Origin of the sequence: Paraburkholderia sp. SECH2 (assembly GCF_030464795.1) — a bacterium.
Classification (GTDB): Bacteria; Pseudomonadota; Gammaproteobacteria; order Burkholderiales; family Burkholderiaceae; genus Paraburkholderia; species Paraburkholderia aspalathi.
Genome location: NZ_JALPRH010000012.1, coordinates 54,792 through 69,500 on the forward strand (window position 1 = coordinate 54,792; position 14,709 = coordinate 69,500).

At 60.6% G+C, this 14,709-nt stretch carries 10 protein-coding genes; 6 read left to right on the forward strand and 4 right to left on the reverse strand.

Annotation, left to right across the window (positions count from 1 at the left end; all coding sequences use genetic code 11):
* Positions 1-41: 41 nt before the first annotated feature.
* Positions 42-1,364, reverse strand: a complete 1,323-nt coding sequence (gene xylA, locus M0D66_RS20440; RefSeq protein WP_266211435.1) for a xylose isomerase — start codon at positions 1,362-1,364, stop codon at positions 42-44.
* A gap of 274 nt (positions 1,365-1,638) precedes the next feature.
* Here xylA and M0D66_RS20445 point away from each other — a divergent pair, with 274 nt between their 5' ends.
* From M0D66_RS20445 to M0D66_RS20465, 5 genes are all read left to right on the forward strand, one after another.
* Complete coding sequence (locus M0D66_RS20445; RefSeq protein ID WP_266211436.1) at positions 1,639-2,856, forward strand: DNA-binding transcriptional regulator; 1,218 nt, start codon at positions 1,639-1,641, stop codon at positions 2,854-2,856.
* Positions 2,857-2,889: 33 nt separating this feature from the next.
* The gene (locus tag M0D66_RS20450) at positions 2,890-3,975 is read left to right on the forward strand and encodes an aldose epimerase family protein (protein WP_266211437.1); all 1,086 of its coding nucleotides are present in this window, start codon (positions 2,890-2,892) and stop codon (positions 3,973-3,975) included.
* Positions 3,976-4,148: 173 nt separating this feature from the next.
* Entirely contained in the window at positions 4,149-4,439 is a 291-nt protein-coding gene (locus M0D66_RS20455) for a DUF4148 domain-containing protein (RefSeq protein WP_093635095.1), read from the forward strand.
* 801 nt (positions 4,440-5,240) lie between these two features.
* Positions 5,241-6,317: a polyamine ABC transporter substrate-binding protein gene (locus M0D66_RS20460; protein WP_234486705.1), complete on the forward strand. Its 1,077-nt coding sequence runs from the start codon at positions 5,241-5,243 to the stop codon at positions 6,315-6,317.
* A 125-nt stretch (positions 6,318-6,442) separates the two neighbouring features.
* The gene (locus M0D66_RS20465; RefSeq protein WP_200653073.1) at positions 6,443-6,805 is read left to right on the forward strand and encodes a cupin domain-containing protein; all 363 of its coding nucleotides are present in this window, start codon (positions 6,443-6,445) and stop codon (positions 6,803-6,805) included.
* Between the two features lie 44 nt (positions 6,806-6,849).
* Here the strand turns inward: M0D66_RS20465 and M0D66_RS20470 are convergent, their stop codons facing one another.
* From M0D66_RS20470 to M0D66_RS20480, 3 genes are all read right to left on the reverse strand, one after another.
* Positions 6,850-7,095 (reverse strand): LysR family transcriptional regulator, encoded by a 246-nt coding sequence (locus M0D66_RS20470; protein ID WP_093635091.1) that lies wholly within the window; start codon positions 7,093-7,095, stop codon positions 6,850-6,852.
* A 64-nt stretch (positions 7,096-7,159) separates the two neighbouring features.
* Positions 7,160-12,604 (reverse strand): AAA family ATPase, encoded by a 5,445-nt coding sequence (locus M0D66_RS20475; RefSeq protein ID WP_266211438.1) that lies wholly within the window; start codon positions 12,602-12,604, stop codon positions 7,160-7,162.
* A 315-nt stretch (positions 12,605-12,919) separates the two neighbouring features.
* Positions 12,920-13,522, reverse strand: coding sequence for an NADPH-dependent F420 reductase (locus M0D66_RS20480; protein ID WP_266211439.1), 603 nt, complete (start codon positions 13,520-13,522; stop codon positions 12,920-12,922).
* A 167-nt stretch (positions 13,523-13,689) separates the two neighbouring features.
* Here M0D66_RS20480 and M0D66_RS20485 point away from each other — a divergent pair, with 167 nt between their 5' ends.
* Entirely contained in the window at positions 13,690-14,619 is a 930-nt protein-coding gene (locus tag M0D66_RS20485; protein ID WP_266211440.1) for a LysR family transcriptional regulator, read from the forward strand.
* Positions 14,620-14,709 lie beyond the last annotated feature (90 nt).

The following is a 14,709-nucleotide window of genomic DNA, read 5'->3' on the forward strand; positions in this document are numbered from 1 at the left end:
TACTGCATGCCCTGCTTCGAGCGGTACTTCATGACTGCCTTTTAGCGTCGGCTGTAAATCGCCTGATTTACAACGTTTTCCAGTTGCTCCTGTCTGCCGCTCGCGTGCTGCGGATTCAGGCCGCGTGTCAATGCATCCGCAGCCAGCGTTGAGAGCGAATAATCGCCCTTCAGAATCTTGTGGCCGAACTCCGACTCCCAGCCTGCGTAGCGCTGACGTTTGAACGCTTCGAGCCGGTCGTTTTCGATCAGCGTCGCTGCACGTTCGACAGCGAGCGCCAGGTTATCGATTGCACCAATGTGGCCGAAGAACAGATCTTCCGCATCGACGCTCTGACGCCGCACCTTTGCGTCGAAGTTCATACCACCGGTGGTGAAGCCGCCGTGTTTAAGGATTTCGTAGAAGGCCAGCGTCAGTTCTTCGACGCTGTTCGGAAACTGGTCCGTGTCCCAGCCATTCTGTTGATCGCCGCGATTCGCATCGACGCTGCCGAAAATACCTAGCGCGTAGGCCGTCGCGATCTCGTGGTGGAACGAATGACCAGCAAGCGTCGCGTGATTGGCCTCGATGTTCACGCGAATTTCTTTTTCGAGCCCGTATTGCAGCAGGAAGCCGTGTACGGTCGCCACGTCGTAGTCGAATTGATGCTTGGTCGGCTCCTGCGGCTTCGGCTCGATCAGCAATGCACCTTTGAAGCCGATCTTGTGCTTGTGCTCGACCACCATGTGCAGGAAACGAGCAAGCTGATCACGTTCGCGTGCGAGGTCGGTATTGAGCAACGTGTCGTAGCCTTCACGGCCGCCCCACAACACATAATTTTCACCTCCCAGCATTTGGGTCGCATCAAGAGCGTGACGAACCTGAGTCGCAGCGAACGCAAAAATCTCGGGATCAGGACTGGTCGCCGCACCTGCTGCATAACGCGGATGCGAGAACAGATTGGCCGTGCCCCACAGCAGTTTGACGCCGGTATCCTGCTGCTTGCGCGCCAGATAGTCGGCGATGCGGGTGAAGTTCTCGCTATAGGCCTTCAGGCTGTCGCCTTCCGGTGCAACGTCGGTATCGTGAAACGTGTAATACGGCGTGCCGAGCTTCGAGAAGAACTCAAACGCCGAGTCGGCCTTTTGCTGTGCCCGTTCCATTGCATCACCGGCTTGCTGCCAGGGACGCCGAAACGTCCCTTGCCCGAAAATATCGACACCGGGCCAGACAAACGTATGCCAGTAGCACACAGCAATGCGAAGATGTTCTTCGAGTGTCTTGCCGAGCACCCGCTTACTCTTGTCGTAATGACGATAAGCAAGCGGGTTATCCGATTGCGGGCCCTCGTAGCGGATCTCGGGAATGTGTTCGAAGTAGGACATCAGCGTCTCCTGTTTTATGCTGCACTGCAACCCGTGCGGTATCGCCGCGCCGGTCGACAAGGTGACGCCATGCTGCCGCTTGCAAGGTGCATCGGCAATTGCGAAATTGCGCAGCGTGCTTGATGTTTCTTACCGCCCATGCGTTTGTTTCACACCGGCGCGATGTTCGCGGCCTAGAATAACCAGACGCTTAAAAACGGTGCTGCCTTCAGAGCGCGCCCAACAGGAGACGAAGGCGCTGCGAATCTTGACGATCTGCACGCCACCCACTGCCATGACCCGTCCGCAAACACCACAGACGACCCATCGGATCGCGCTGCTGTTCAACGCGAACAAGGTGTATGACCGCGAGATCATCACCGGCATCGGCAATTACCTGCTGTCGACGCGCGTGGCGTGGGATCTCTTCCTTGAAGAAGATTTCCGCTGCCGCTTGACGGGTATCGAGCGTTTCGACGGCGACGGCATCATCGCGGATTTCGACGATCCCGCTGTGGGTGAAGCGCTGCGAGATTGTCCGTTGCCGGTGGTGGCGGTCGGTTCATCGTTCGAAGATCCGGCGCACTACCCTCCGGACTTACCCTATATCGCGACCGATAACGCCAAGCTTGTTTCGCTCGCCTACACGCATCTGATCGGCGCGGGACTCGAGCACTTCGCTTTGTATAGCCTGCCGCAAGCGCAGGAAAACCGCTGGGCGCAGCAACGTGAGTTGGCATTCGCTCACCTACGCAGCACGGACGGCCATAGCGCCGAGCAGATCGACACCGAGATCTATCGTGGCCTGTCGACCAGCGCGCCGTCGTGGAATCAGGCAACCGAGCAACTCACCGCGTGGCTCGCCCAGTTGCCGAAGCCGGTGGGCATCATCGCCGTCACCGACGCCCGCGCGCGGCATCTGCTGCAGGCCTGTTTGATCGCGGGTATTCCCGTGCCTGAAGAAGTGGCGATCATCGGCATCGACAACGATCCGCTCACGCGCACGCTGACCCGTATTCCGCTTTCCTCCGTGATTCAAGGCACCGAAGAAATGGGCCGCACCGCCGCTCACTTGCTGCATCAAATGCTGCACGGCGCGCGTTTTCCGGGGCGGCGCATTCTCGTGCCACCGGTCGGCATCAATGTGCTCGAATCGACCAAACACCAGCCGCTCGCAAGTCCGTATGTGATGCGCGCACGGCACTTCATCCGCCAGTACGCGTGCCAGGGCATCCGCACCGAACAGGTTGCCGATTACGTGGGCGTGTCGAGATCGTCGCTCGAAGAGTACTTCCGGCGCGAACGGCAGTGCACCGTGCATCAGGAAATTCTGCGTCATAAACTCGATGTCGCGAAAGCGTTGCTGGCGAAGCGCGATGCGTCGAGTGCCGAGGTGGCGATCCGCTGCGGCTTCACGTCGCTGCAATACATGTACGCGGTGTTTCGTCGCGAACTCGGCTGCACGCCGCGCGAATACCAGGACCGTGTGAATTCGACCGCAGCACCCGGCTGAGCATGCCCTTTACCTTTTCTTTCTACCGACGACATGATCAGCATCGCACCACTTTCTTCTGAGCCATGGGGCGCTCTGCCCGGCGGCGATCCTGTGCGGCTCTTCACGCTGCGCAATGCGCACGGCATGAAAGTCGCCATCAGCGACCTGGGCGCGACGCTGGTGTCGTGGCATGCACCGGACCGCGCGGGTCGTCTCGGCGACATTCTGCTCGGACACGACACGCCCGCCGAATACGTTGCGGCCACGACCTACATGGGCGGATTGGTCGGCCGGTGGGCGAATCGCATTGCCGATGCGCGTTTCACGCTCGACGGCATCGAGTACACGCTCGACCGCAACGAAGGCGCGAATCTGCTGCATGGTGGCACGCACGGTTTTCATCGCGCATTGTGGGACGTGAGCGAAGACAACGGTGCGCTGCTTATGCGTCTGGAATCGCCCGAAGGCGACGCCGGCTTTCCGGGCAATGTCACGGTGCAAGTGCGTTACACGCTCGACGACGACGGCACCTTGACGATCGCGTATGAAGCGGTCACGGACGCCCCGACGCCACTCAATCTGACCAGCCATCCGTATTTCAACCTGACAGGTCGGCGGGATGCCGACATTCGCGGCCATGTGTTGTCGATCGATGCCGACCGGTTCTTCGAAGTCGATGCGTCGATGATTCCTTGCGAGCTTGCCGAAGTGGCAGGCAACGCGTTCGACTTCCGGCAGAGCGCGCCGATCGGCGCACGGCTCGATTGGCCGCATGCGCAGCTGGCGAAGGCCGGTGGCTTCGATCACTGCTATGTGCTGCATGACGCGCCCGATGCCACGGTAGCCGGACGCGAGCCGCAGGTACGCGAGGTTGCACGCGCCTATGATCCCGGCAGCGGACGCGAACTGACCGTCTCGACCGATCAGCGCGGCTTACAGTTCTACACCGGCAATTTCCTGAAGGGCGACACGGGCCGCGGCGGCATCGCCTACCAGGCGTACTCCGGACTGTGTCTCGAAGCCGGCGGCTTTCCGAACGAAGTCAATATGGCTGAGCAGGAGCAGGTCATCGTGCGGCCCGGCAACGCATACCGGCAGGTGACGGCGTACCGCGTAGGCGTACGTTCTGGAGTCTGAAACAATTCTTCATATGTTAGGAAGAGCATTACATAACGCCGACTTATCATTTGCTGCAAGACTGAATTACGGGTTTAGGGGTTTGCCCTAGATCACCCGCTTCCTAGAATCCCTCTATAGGCCGCCGAACACTTGTTGCGGCGCCGAATAAAACATCCTCGGAGGGATTCATCATGAAATCGCTGATCAAAGCAGTCGCACTGGTCGTTGTTCTCGCAGCTCCGGTCGCTTCGTTCGCACAGTCCGAGCAACCGCTAACCCGCGCCGAGGTCAGGGCGCAACTGGTTCAGATTGAACAGGCCGGCTACAACCCTGCCACTGCAACCGACTCAACCTACCCCGCTGACATTCAGGCAGCCGAAGCACGCGTAGCCGCACAGCATGACGCCACCGGTTACGGTTCGTCGGCAAACGGCTCATCGCAAACCGGCACACCGATGCCCGCTGCACCTGCCGGCCAGTAAAACGCCAACGTTGTCTGTCTTTGCGTAGTTCGATGCGAGCCATGCTTGTTGGAGCATGCGCTCGCATGCATGCGTCCCACTGCGCATGACAATTACAATGACAGCGCAGTGTCAGAAAATCCTTTGACGAAAATAATGTCTCATATATCCTAAGCCGGCAGTCTGGTGGTTCTCGCAGCGCGGTCAATCCGCATCAGCGAGAACTTCTACTCAACGTCGCTTCGGGTTCCATCGTGAAAGTCCGTGGTCCATTGGTGAGATATCAGCCTGGTCGGGAAAGAACGTTCCTGTCCGGCTGTTCGATCGCTCATCAGGGGAGCAACTGCGCTTCGCCATCCCGCCCCCTGTCCATCGATACCGTGTTGTCGCGTCGCTCCGTCCGTCGACACAACGTCATTGCAGCACCCGCAGCTATCGGGGTGCGTACCGACGAAATCGCGTCGCTTCTGCCTTAGTCCCCCTTCTCTTTTCGCGAGCAAGTGTTGCATGCGATCAGGCCGCTTTATCTAGCGGCTGAACGTCTGCAATGCGTTTGACCGTCCGCGCTTTGCATCTGTCTTGCTAGCGTTGGCCGGCTTATAGCGCTCGCCTCTCTGCGTCCCTTTTAGCTCTGCTGTGCGCTTGCGCTGCGGCAGGCGGCGTCACGTCCTTTATTCGTCCGCATTCGTGCGGAACGCCTGGACGTGTGGGTCGTCACGCTCGTGCATCGGTGCCTGCGCTGCGGCGAAAACTGAAGATCGAAACCAAGGAGATAGTCGAATGAAGATCCGTCATGCCAAGCTTCTCTCGCTCACCGGCACGATGCTGTGCTCGTTGACCGCATTAACTCCGATGAACGCTGCACACGCGGCAGATACAACGATCAACGTCTACAACTGGTCGGACTACATCGCCAAAGACACGATTACCGGCTTCGAAAAGCAATCGGGCATCACGGTGAAATACGACAGCTACGATAGCGACGACACGCTGCAGGCGAAACTGCTGGCAGGCAGTTCCGGGTATGACATCGTTGTGCCCACATCGAGTTATATGGCGCGCCAGATCGAAGCCGGCGTGTATCAGAAGATCGACAAATCGAAGATGCCGAACCTCGCGAACCTCGATCCGGGATTGATGAAACTGATTGCCGATGCGGACCCCGGCAATCAATACGGTGTTCCCTGGGCGTGGGGCACGGACGGCGTCGGTTATAACGTTCAGGCCGTGAAAAAAGCGCTCGGTGCAGATGCGCCGGTTGATAGCTGGTCGCTGTTGTTCGACCCTCAGAATCTTTCGAAGCTGAAGAGCTGCGGCGTGTCTTTCCTCGACGCGGCGGCGGATGTTTTCCCGGCCGTGCTTCAGTACATGCATAAGGACCCGAACAGCACCAACCCCGGTGACTATCAGGCCGCGTATGAAGTGCTGAAGAAAGTGCGGCCGTATATCACGCAGTTCAATTCGTCCGGCTACATCAACGATCTGGCGAACAACGATATCTGCGTGGCGTTGGGCTATTCGGGCGATGTGGGAATTGCGCGGCGACGTGCGTCGGAAGCGAAGCGTTCGTATGACGTGCGGTTCTCGAATATCAAGGACGCTGGCTTGCTCTGGATGGACGTGATGGTGATTCCGAAAGATGCGCCGCACCCGGAAGCGGCGATGGCGTGGATGAACTACATCGAAGATCCGAAGGTCAGCGCGGCGATTACGAATGAAGTGTTCTATCCGACTGCGAATCGCGCTGCGAGACAGTTTGTGACGCCGGCGATCGAGCAGGATGCGAATGTGTATCCGCCTGAAGCTGTGCTGAACAAGATGACGTTGATGCGGCCGCAGCCTGCGCCGATCATGCGGCTTGAAAACCGTCTGTGGGCACAGTTGAAGTCGGGGAGTTGAGTTCGGTTTAGCTGATGTAGTCTGCTGACGTAGGTGTCACCTTTTGAGCGTGGCGCATGCAGTGGGTGTGTGCGCTACGCCCTTTTTGAAGCTTTGATTTTTAACTCTGTTTGCAGCGAGCCATTATGAGCATTTTGAATATCGTAGATTTTGCGCAGCCGGCCAAGGAAAGCGTTGAGTACATGCCGAAGGCGGAAGCGGTGCTTGCCGGCAATCCTTCGCAACTTGTTCACACGCATTTTGCTAGCCCGTGTGGGCAGCTCGCGGCGGGCGTTTGGGAAGGAGCTTGCGGGCAATGGACGGTGAATTTCACCGAGAGCGAGTATTGCGAGATTCTCGAGGGCGTGTCCGTGATTCGGGATGCGGATGGGACCAGCAAGACTGTCCGAGCCGGCGATCGGTTTTTGATTCCGGCGGGGTTTAAGGGGACGTGGGAAGTGCTTGAGCCGTGTAAGAAGATTTTTGTTTCGGTGGAGTTTAAGGCGTAGGTTGCTGCGGTGGTGCTGCTTTCAGGCTTCGCTGCCGTCAGCGTCTAGCTTGCGCCTTCATCACAAATCGCCTTGAGCTGGGCGACGAACTTTTCGGCTACCTCGCGCCCTGGGCTGTCCTCCCGCCAGATCGCTGACAGCGGAAGCGCTCCGAACAGCGGAGCGTAGCCGATCTTACGCAATCCATACATGGCGCCGACTTCGTCGACCGCGAATCCCGGCAATACGGCAATCGCATCCGTTTGCGCGCAGATCGCGAGATTGATCGTGTAGATGTGCGAGTAAATCACGCGATGCAGTATCGGTCCAGGCCCAGTTGATGGAGGGACTCGGTCTCGGAGAACTCGCCCCAAACTAGGCCGACGTCGCCTGACGATCGGGAAGACTGACCTTGATCGCGGTGCCGGTTCCCAGCGAACTGACCACCTCGATCCGACCGCCCAGCATCAAGACCCGTTCTTCCATCCCCGCAAGGCCGAACGATGTTTTTCTGATTGCCTGCGCGTCGAACCCCTGACCGTCGTCGCGGATCTCCAGCACGCAGGCGTCGGGCGTTCGTTCGAGCGTGATGATCACTTCGTTGGCCGACGCATGACGAGCGACGTTCGTCAGTGCCTCCTGAACGAGGCGAAACAGCACGATAGCGCGGTCCTCGCTCATCACGATGGTCTCGTCCTGCACGTGAAGGCGGCACACCGTACGACCGTTGCGGTCGAACTCGGCAGCGAGCCACTCGAGCGCTGCCACGATGCCAGCGTCCAGTGCCGGCGGACGCAGCGACGCGATGACGCCGCGCACAACCTGCATGGTTTCGTCCACCAGGGCAATCAGCGCCCGGGTCCCGTCGAACAGCTCCGGGCGATCGTTGCCAAATTGCATGCGCAATGCCGACGCACGCATGCGAAGCGCGGTGAGATACTGCCCGAGCTCATCGTGCATTTCCCGTGCGATGTGTTTGCGTTCTTCCTCGCGTGCCGTCTCGCGACGCGACGTGAGTTCCCGCAACATATCGTATGACTCCCTCAGGCGCTGCTCTGCCTCCTTGCGGTCGGTCAGATCGATCACGAAGGCGACGCCCTCCTTCCCGCCTGCTTCAAAAGCGACCCTGCCGATCATGACGGGCACGCGGCTGCCGTCTTTTCTTAGGTACTCCTTTTCCTCGGGCTGCAAGCGCCCAACCCTGCTGAGCTCTGCCAAAGCGTGTTCGGTACTTTCCCGCCATTCCGGGGGCGTCAGATCCGTCCAGCGCACTCGACCTGAGAGGAGATCCTCCCGCTCGTATCCCACCATGCGCAAGAATGCGTCATTGGCCTCGAGAATGTCGCCATCAACTCGCCACATGATGATGCCGATGATGTTGGCGTCGACAAGCCGCCGGATTCGGGATTCGCGTTCTGCAAGATCGCGGTAAAGGCGGGTATTTTCGAGCGATGTCGCGGCCTGAGAGGCGAGGAGCCTGAGTCCGGCAATCCGGGCCGGCGCGAAGACGCGGGTGATCAGATTGTTTTCGAGGTATAGCGCGCCGATGAGTTTGGCCCGATTCATCAAGGGCAGGCAAAGCATCGAACGGGTCTGGTGTTGACGGATGTACGGATCCGTGGCAAACGTGGGATCGCCCGCGGCATCGTCGAGAATTACGCTCTCCTGCGTGCGCAGGACATGGTAGAGAACGGACTCGGGCAGCATCGCCGCGCTCACCGGGACATCGCGTAGTTGCACGCGCGGCGTGTCGCCGTCCGTCGTGACCTCCGCCGCGATCCGTTGCTCATCGCCCTCAGGCAGAATCAAGAGGCCCCGCTCGGCGCCAGCCTGTTCGATCGCCGTGCGCATCACCGTGTCGATCAGCTTGTCGAGAACAATCTCTCCCGAGACTGCTTGCGACACCTTGATCACGGTCGCGAGATCGAGGTGTTCGACCGGGGTCCCAATTGTGCTGGTTGGTCGAGGCGCCGGTTCGACCTCCCTGAGATACCGGTGCATCTCGTCGAGTTGCCGTACCTTGCCGTCTGCGCCCCAGCGTTGATAACCCTGCCGGGCGTCCTGCAGATACACGCGCGCGATCTTTTCGAACCCGCGCGCCGCGTAAAAGCGGGACGCGAGTTCGCCAGCAAGCGCTTCGTGGTGCACGAAACCGTTTGCGCGCGCCAACCGGATAGCCTCTTCATAGAGGCGCATCGCGTCGACGTCGCGGCCCTCCAGGCGGGCTAACTCGGCACTGACCAACACTGCGCGGTTCTCGAAGTTTTCTGGGCAAGTCTCTGCTCGCAATTGCAGCTGTCTGTTGTGAGCCGTTATTGCTTCGAGGGACTCCCGTCGCTTGCGGTCGGATATAGGACCGCGCCAGGCGGCGAGAGATAGCGCGCTGTAAAAATGATATTCGGCCTCTTCCAGATAAGAGGCCGATGTCCACAAAAGACCTTGTGCCCTCAAGGAGGCTTCCGCGGCCGCCGCGTAATCGCCTGCAAAGAAGCGCGCCTGCAATTTGCGGGTCCAATACCAGCAATGCGCAATCACCAGGTCCGGATTTTCCGCGAAGTGGCGCTCGATCTGCGTCTCGTCAAACTGTCCGTCGTCAAAACAGCCGAAGGCGGGCGTCAGGCCTCGCAGCGTGCGTATCAGACCAAGCTGGGTAGAGCTGACGTCGATGGCGAATCCGAAATGCGATTTTTGCGCGAACGTCAGACTGGCTTCGGCTTCGCGCTGCACGTCCGCGAGCGCGTCTCCCGCGAAGAGCAAATTGGTCGTCATGTGGGTGTAGCAGTAGGCCTCACAAACCAGATCGCCTGTATTCTTTGCCGCCTCGACCCCGCGGCGCACCAGCTCCCGGCCACCCCGCAGATGTCTGGCCATCGGCAAAATGACATTTCCAAAGTGCATATAGGTTCTTGCGCGAAAGCGCATCAACCCGCGCCGTTCGACCAGGTCGTAACCAAGCTGCCCGAATTGAAATCCGACCTTGTAGTGGCCAAAACGCGCTCCGGCAATCATGCCGAGCCGGACATAGGCAGAGGAAGATCCATCGCAATTGCCGCGTTCGAGGCTCAGATTCACTGCCGTGGAGACGACCAGCGACCATAGATTGGCATCGGTAAACAACGCCGCTGGCATGACTTTGACCAGGACGTCCATTGTCGCCAGCGATTCCGGGTCGGTCATCAGCGGCAGATCGATGAGCCTTTCGATCGGGAGGTTCCCAAGCTGGGACCAGATTCGCTCGTATTCCTTTCGCGCTTTCTCTTCTCTTGTATGCGGCGACCAGTCGATCCCGAGATGTTTCAGATAGTCGAGAGCGACCGCGACGGCGCGGCTGGCCTGATCGAGCGTCATGTACAGGTCGACGCGCAAACACGCCACATTGGCGCGCTCAGGCACAGCCGCGGCACGGCGTGAGAGCACGTTCAAGCGCTTTTCTGCGACCGGTAACCAACCGGTCAAAAATTCGCATTCGGCCCGGTTCAACTCCAGCGCGAAGATCAGTTCATGCCTGCGCGCCCAGCAGTCGTCCGTGAGAAGTTCGGCGCCGGTGGTCAGATAAGTGAGCGCCGATTCATAGGCCGACGAGGCCTTCGCCCGCTGGCCGGCCGTCAGATTGAACTCAGCCAGTTGCTCCCGCTCTTCCTGTAGCGCAACAAGGGCTACGCCACGGTTGAGCTGGTTGACAATCTCGAAGATGGCTTCTTTCCGATTCTCGGGCAGCGTTTGCGCCGCAAGCAGCCGCCCTATGCGCAGATGGGCCTCCTCGCGCGCGGCCTCCGGGATCATCGAGTAGGCACCCTCCTGCACCCGGTCATGCGCGAATCGGAAAGATTCCTCAAGCTGCTCGATAAGCTCCTGTTCCACTGCCGGTCGCAACAACGCCCGGATCTCCTGCCTCGAATTTTCAAGAACGTTCGACAGCATCGCCATCGTGGCGGTGTTGCCAAGGCAGGCAAACTGTTGCAGCGCCCGCTGCGTTTCGACCGGCAAGCGAGCCAGCTTCGCAACCATCAGGTCCGCTACGTTGTCCGTATAGCCCTTGCCATGAATGTTCGGCAGATCCCAGAGCCAGCGGGCCGCGTCGTGATCGAAGCCGAGCAAGCCTTCATCAACGAGCGCATGTAGAAACTGAATGACGAAAAACGGGTTACCGGCGGTCCTCTCGTGTACAAGCTGCGCGAGCGGCCGGGCGCGTTCCGGCGTGTCGTGCAGCGCCTCTGCGATCAATTGCTCGACGTGCTCGCTCGCCAGCGGCGCCAGGGCGACTTCATCGAACTTCGCGCCCGCGTTTCTGACGGCCTGAAGCGTGCGCATCAGCGGATGCGTGGCGTCGACCTCGTTGCTGCGATAGGCCCCGATCAACATCAAATGACGCAGGTCCTGACGCGTGAGCAGGTCCTCCAACAGATCGAGCGTCGCAGCGTCGAGCCACTGCAGATCGTCGAGAAACAGCGCCAGCGGATGCTCCGGTCTGGCAAAGACTCCTATGAAGCGCCGGAAGACAAGCTGAAAACGACGTTGCGCATGATGCGGCTCGAGTTCCGGGACAGGCGGCGGATCACCGATGATCAACTTAAGTTCGGGGATCAGATCGGTCATGAGCCGTGCGTTAGATCCGAGGGCCTCCGTCAGGTCGCCGCGCCAGATCGCCAGTTCCACTTCGCGTTTGCCGAGCAGGGGCCGCACGAGTCCCCTGAAAGCTTGCACCAGCGTCGAATAGGGTATGTCGCGCTTGTACTGGTCGAACTTGCCGGAGGCAAAGAGTCCCCTCGGCGGGACCAACACCTTGTGTAGCTCATTGACGACCGCGGATTTGCCGATGCCGGAATAGCCGGAAACCAGCACCAGTTCCGGCGCGCCGCTACTGACGACGCGGTGGAAAGCGGCCACCAGCGCTCCAACCTCGCGCTCCCGTCCATAGAGCTTCTCGGGGATGAGCAGCCGGTCGGGCGTGTCGTGCGCGCCCAGCCGGAAGGCGTCGACGCGATGCCGGAGCTCCCATTCGGCAAGGCAATGCCGCAGATCCCACTCGACGCCGGCCGCGGTCTGGTAGCGCTCCTCGGGTGTCTTCGCGAGCAGCTTCATGACCACGGCGGAGACGCCGCGCGGGACCATCGTGACCCGCACGTTGGGTGACATCGGCGTGCGGGCAACATGGCAGTGCACCCACTCCATCGGGTCGGCAGCGCTGAACGGCAGTGTGCCGGTGAGCATCTGGTAGAGCGTGACGCCGAACGCGTAGAGGTCGCTGCGCGAATCGATCGAACGATTCATCCGTCCGGTCTGCTCGGGTGCCATGTAGGCGAGCGTCCCGGCGATGGTTTCGGGCGGCTCGGGCGGTTGCCGTTCGCGTGGGAGCCGCGAGGCAATGCCGAAGCCGGTCAGCCGCACTTGAGCGTCCGCGCAGTTCACCAGGATATGAGCCGGCTTGAGGTCCTTGTGGACGAGGCCGTGCTGATGGAGCTTGCCCAGCGCTGCCGCGATTCCCCCGGCAACGCGCAGAACACTGCCCGCCTCCATCGGCGCACCAACCAATCGCTCGAGCGGTTCGCCGCCCGGATCCTCGAGCACCAGCATCGTGCGGCCGTCTGCCCGCAGCAGTTCCTTTGGGCGCACCGCCCACGCGCTGCCGAGTTGATCCCTCAGCGCGAACTCATAAGCGAGGCGCGCGAGGCTGGCGGGTGAGGGATGTTCGGCGGCGATGCGCGCAACAAGCACGCTGTCGCCGCCGTCTCGTGGCTGCCACCGACAGAACACGCGCTCGCCATCCTCCCAAAGAATCTGGAGGCCGCTACCTGGGTCGAATCCGTGTGTGGCGTCCATCTGTCGTGGCTGGTGTTCGAGCTTCGCCCGTCATGGCTCAAGAGGGCGCGCGCCCCGTTCCTTTGGCTCACTGCACCGGTACGCACGAAATGCACGGGACAAGGCGACATTTGTGCGATCGGCAATGCTTACAACTGACAACATCGTTGTCACGATACACCTTGGCGAGCGCGGCAAGATATTCGCCTCAACCCTTTTGGAGGCCTTCGGAAAGGCCGGTGCCATCTCCTTTGTGCCGAGCCGGCAGCACGGTTCTGGCGAAAGCGATTCGCCTAAAGTCTGATGAAAGGCGCGGCGTTCCGCGCCTTTGTTTGGTTATCCAAACTTAACGAAGTTGTGCACGGGCAGCGGGCCGCCCGGGATTTGAACTAGCTGGCCCCCGGCTTCGAGCGAACCCAGGTCGATGCCGAAGAAATCGAGCTTCTCGATCAATCCGCTCACTGCCGCTTTCGCCTGTGCGTCGTCTCCCGCGAAGAACAGCACGCGGCGTCCGCCTTCGGCCTGTGGATCCTTCAAGAGGAGATGTGCCGGCAGATGATTGAACGCCTTCACGACGCGTGCGCCCGGCACGAGTTCCGAGAAGATTCCGCTCGACGTCCGGCCATGCAATTCGGCCGGCTTGAACAGCGGCGGCTCGATCGCGTTGTTCGCGTCGATCACGATGCGGCCGCCGAAGTCCGGCAGCCCGGCCAAGGCGGTCGGCAGCTTCGCCCAGTTGACTGCGACAAGGACGATGTCCTGCGCGGCCGCCTGTTCGCGCGTTCCCGGCGTGATCGATGGACCGAGCTCGCGCACGAGGTCAGCGAGTGAGGCCGGGCCCCGGCTGTTCGCAATAACGGCCTTGAGGCCTTTGCCCGCCAGCGCTCTCGCGAACGCGGATCCGATGGCGCCTGCTCCGATGATACCGATGGTGCTCATAACGATGCTCCTGGTGAAGAGTGATCAATCAAGTGGTAAGCCGGCAAGGAGAGGGACATCTGAGGTTCACTCCCACGGCTAGGTGACTGAATGTTGCCGCCTTTATTGCTTGATGATTAGCCGGGAATCGCTTGAATTATTTTCAAGTAATGCTTTAAGATTTCCGGATGGAAACCCTCGCCAACCTCGAGTCGTTTGTCCGCAGCGCCGAAACGGGCAGCTTCTCGGCGGCCGCGCGGCGCCTTGCGCTGACGCCAGCCGCGGTCAGCCGCAACGTTGCGCTGCTCGAACGCAATCTCGGTGTGCGGCTATTCCAACGCTCGACGCGCAAGCTCACGCTGACCGAGGCGGGCGAGCGCTTTCTCGTGGAAATCGGCGGCAATCTGGATGCGCTGCAGGCAGCAATCGCGTCCGTCTCGAACGATCGGAGCGAGCCGGCCGGCGTGCTGAAGGTCAGCATGGCGCCGACGTTCGGCATCACGTACGTCATGCCGCTGCTGCCGGCGTTCCTCGCACGCTATCCAATGATTCGTCCGGATTGGCACTTCGAGAACCGGCCGGTTGACCTGATTGAAGAGGGCTACGACGCAGCGCTGGGTGGTGGCTTCGATCTCGCACCGGGCGTCGTGTCGCGCGCATTGACGCCCGCGCATCTCGTGGCGGTTGCGTCTCCGGCTTACATGGCCGGCCGCCTATCGCCGACAGATCCCGGCGATCTTGCGGACCTCGACGGCATCGTGATGCGCTCGAGCCGCACGGGCCGCGTGCGTCATCGGACGATGCGTAACGCGGTAGGCGATGAGATGCCCGCACAGCTCGGCGAGACCATCATGGTCAATGACCCGGCAGCAATGCGCGAGGCAGCGATTCTCGGACTGGGTGTGACGTTGCTGGCCGTGTCGGACGTGCTGTCTTCGATTGAACGAGGGGAACTCGTGCGATTGCTACCGCACTGGTACGCGGACGCCGGGGCGATCTCGATCTACTACGCGACGCGAGCGCTTCTGCCGGCGAAAACCCGAGTGTTTGTCGATTTCGTTGTCGAGGCGTTCGAGCGGGAGCGGTTGGCTGAGAGGTTTGCAGGCAGCATCGGGTGAGTCGCGCCGCGCAGGCACGCTCCCTCCTTCCCCACGAAATGCACCGTTCCTGAACGCGTTCGCCAGTAACACGCGCAGGCGCACGGAACC